Origin of the sequence: Dialister sp. UBA1703, from assembly GCA_002320515.1 — a bacterium.
Lineage (GTDB): Bacteria > Bacillota > Negativicutes > Veillonellales > Dialisteraceae > Dialister.
Genome location: DCJJ01000081.1, coordinates 28,980 through 31,112, shown reverse-complemented (window position 1 = coordinate 31,112; position 2,133 = coordinate 28,980). Strand labels below are relative to the sequence as shown.

General features: G+C 54.7%; 2 protein-coding genes. Both read right to left on the bottom strand.

All coding sequences use genetic code 11. The annotated features are described in order from the left end of the window. Positions 1–321: 321 nt before the first annotated feature. Positions 322–1,680, bottom strand: coding sequence for a PFL family protein (locus tag B2Y11_RS03855; RefSeq protein WP_291056430.1), 1,359 nt, complete (start codon positions 1,678–1,680; stop codon positions 322–324). An 11-nt stretch (positions 1,681–1,691) separates the two neighbouring features. Continuing rightward, a complete protein-coding gene (locus B2Y11_RS03850) occupies positions 1,692–1,964 on the bottom strand; it encodes an ACT domain-containing protein (protein ID WP_291056427.1) in 273 nt (90 codons plus the stop codon). Positions 1,965–2,133: the final 169 nt, after the last annotated feature.

The window sequence follows — 2,133 nt, the reverse complement described above, 5'->3', positions numbered from 1 at the left end:
TTAACTAAGTAGCATTGCCCTGAATAGGGGGGAGTCCGGCGCAGCCGGATAGGGGGTGGCCACGTCAGTGGCCAATTCAGCAGAATGTTCAGCACGATTTATGCAGCAGAAAGCTATTCCCATAACGCTGACTTCATAATCATTGCCCGCAGGGCAATCCTTCCCCTCTGAACCCTTTGAACCTTCTGAACCTTCTGAACCTTCTGAACCTTCTAAACCCTCACGCCGCAGGCGTGTCCAAGGGCCAGTCAATCCGTTGAGCCTTTGCATCGAAAAAAGAGGAAATCCGAAAGTCCGGATTTCCTCTTTTCACATTTCCCATCAGTTGGTGAGAGATCTCATAGGTGCGGGGATTTTGCCGCCGCGGTTGATGAATTCGTCGGCCCGGAATTTGTTGATTTCCAGGACGGGGGCGTAGCCCATGAGGCCGCCGAACTGGACCATGTCGCCCGGTTTCTTTCCCGGTACGGGGATGAGGCGGGTGGCGGTGGTCTTGTTGTTAATCATGCCGATGGCTGCTTCGTCAGCCAGGATGGCGGAGATGGTGGAGGCGGGGGTGTCGCCGGGGATGGCAATCATGTCCAGGCCTACGGAGCAGACGCAGGTCATGGCTTCCAGTTTTTCCAGGCAGAGGCTGCCTTTTTCCACGGCCTGGATCATGCCCAGGTCTTCGCTGACGGGGATGAAGGCGCCGGAGAGGCCGCCTACGCTGGAGGAGGCCATGAGGCCGCCTTTCTTGACTGCGTCGTTCAGGAGGGCCAGGGCTGCTGTGGTGCCGGGACCGCCGCAGCTTTCCAGTCCCATTTCTTCCAGCACCTGGGCCACACTGTCGCCGACGGCGGAGGTGGGGGCCAGGGAGAGGTCGATAATGCCGAAGGGGGCATGGAGTCTTTCGGTGGCTGCTTCTGCCACCATCTGTCCGAGGCGGGTGATCATGAAGGCGGTGTTTTTAATGGTGCGGGCCACTACGTTGAGAGGTGCGCCTTTTACGTCTTCCAGGGCTCTTTTCACTACGCCGGGGCCGGAAACGCCTACATGGATGGCGGTATCGCCCTGGGTGATGCCGTGGAATGCGCCGGCCATGAAGGGGTTGTCTTCCACAGCGTTGCAGAATTCCACCAGTTTGGTGCAGCCATAGGCGTCCTGGTCCTTGGTGAGTTCAGCCGTTTCCTTCACCACTTCGCCCATCCGTTTCACGGCGTCCATATTGATGCCTGCCTTGGTGGAGCCTACAGCTACGGAGCTGCAGATGCTTTTTGTGGAGGCAAGGGCTTCCGGAATGGAGTCGATGAGGATTTTGTCGGCGGAGGACATGCCCCGGTCTACGAGGGCGGAGAAGCCGCCTAGAATGTCTACGCCCACTTCGTCCGCTGCTTTCTGCAGGGTCTGCGCAATGGATACATAGCTTTTGGCTTTGATACCGCCGGCTACAAGGGAAATGGGGGTGACGGAAATACGGCGGTTAATAATGGGTACGCCGTATTCTCTGGAAATATCATGGCTCACTTCCGTCAGATGTTCTGCCTTCGTGCAGATGGTGTCGTAAATTTTGCGATTCAACGTCTTTTCATCATCGGAGACACAGCCTAAGAGGGAAATACCCATGGTGATGGTGCGTACGTCCAGTTTGTTCTGGTCAAACATACGCTCCGTAGCTAGAATTTCTTCAATATCGAGCATGGCTCCCCCTTTCAGATGCGGTGCATGGCATAGAAAATATCAGCCAGCTGGGCCCGTACATCAACGCCCAGTTCTTTGCCCAGGGCACCCAGGTCGTCCTGTACTTCCTTCAGGGATCCTTTGGCCTTCTCCATGTCGCAGATCAGGACCATATCGAAAATATCTCCTAAAATGGTCTGGGAAATATCAAGGATATTGATATTTTCCTTAGCCAGAGCGGCTGCTACGCCGGCAACAATGCCTACGCGGTCAGCACCGATTACGGTTACAACGATTTTTTTCATACATCTGCTCCTTCCGTTTTTTCTTTCCCATAGAAATCAGACTGCTGCAGCCCATTTTCCTGAAAAGCATTTCTGCAGAATGTCTTTCTTCATTATAGCATAAATGGGGAGGGGGTTGGGAAGCCGGGGTGGCTGGTGTACTAGTGTACTAGGGAAGCACTGATTAATT

Coding starts and splice junctions, on each gene's coding strand:
- B2Y11_RS03855 (WP_291056430.1), bottom strand. CDS start 1,680: ATGCTCGATATTGAAGAAATTCTAGCTACGGAGCGTATGTTTGACCAG.
- B2Y11_RS03850 (WP_291056427.1), bottom strand. CDS start 1,964: ATGAAAAAAATCGTTGTAACCGTAATCGGTGCTGACCGCGTAGGCATT.